Origin of the sequence: Halorubrum shenae (assembly GCF_051194165.1) — an archaeon.
In the GTDB taxonomy this organism is placed as follows: domain Archaea; phylum Halobacteriota; class Halobacteria; order Halobacteriales; family Haloferacaceae; genus Halorubrum.
In genome coordinates, this window is record NZ_JBLZNI010000052.1 from 1 (window position 1) to 927 (window position 927).

General features: G+C 53.4%; 1 pseudogene. It reads right to left on the reverse strand.

Annotation, left to right across the window (positions count from 1 at the left end):
* Positions 1-81 precede the first annotated feature (81 nt).
* Positions 82-573, reverse strand: a pseudogene (locus tag ACNS88_RS17605) (response regulator); the annotation flags it as partial.
* Positions 574-927: the final 354 nt, after the last annotated feature.

Sequence of the window (927 nt, forward strand, 5' to 3'; positions counted from 1 at the left end):
ACTTCCTCATTCCTTCCGAAAGATGTCCCGATAAGCCACCGCAGTTACGCGGTTTCTTGCTTAACTGAAGACGGATGGTACACCATCCTGGTCAAGCACCCACGTTGCGGTCCGCAAATCGTTGAATATCGTGTCGAACTGTCTGGCTCGCTCCCGTTGTGTGGCCGACCGCTGAGCAGATCGGAGGACACGCTCAGTTCGCTCGATGAGTTCGTCGGCCATCTCCTCAACTGGTTCCACGAGTGCGATGTAATCGGTGACACCGGCTCCGATCGCCTCGCTGGCAATGGCCTCGCTCCCGGCAGTAGTACCCAGTAGTACTGGTAGCGCAGTCGCTTCCTCGCGGATCTCTCTAAGGAGATCGAGTCCGGTCATCTCTTCGAGTTCGTACTCACTAATGAGACAGTCAGCGGTCCCCTTTTCCACGATGTCAAGCGCCTCCGTTTTGCCCCCGACTGTATGCACAGTCGCGTTAGTCCGTGCCTCGAGCGTCGTGGCGAATTGCGTGAGCCAGTCGTCTGTTCCAACGAGCAACACCGTCGACGAATCGATGACTGGGGAAGAAGCGATCATTATTCGACCACAGAGATACAGCAATTGGTCCTCTCGGTGCCGATTCGAACTCGCCACCAGTTCTGCTGCTGGCCCAAGTCGGAATACCGGTACATAGCTTGTTTACTATCAAACAGTCCTAGAACAAAGATGTTTGCTACCTAACCCTCAGAAGTATGCGGAGCGGTATGTAAGGTTGAAGTACCGAGCGGCTGATTCACCAATAGAACCGTGAAATAATTGGGAGAAATGCTGAACTCACCCTCTGTATCTCGCACACCAATCCTATCAGCTCCTTAGGATTTCACCTATGGAAACGCTGCTAGCCGATCAAACCACGTCTAGTGACAAAATGATTACGCCGTCGGGGGATCT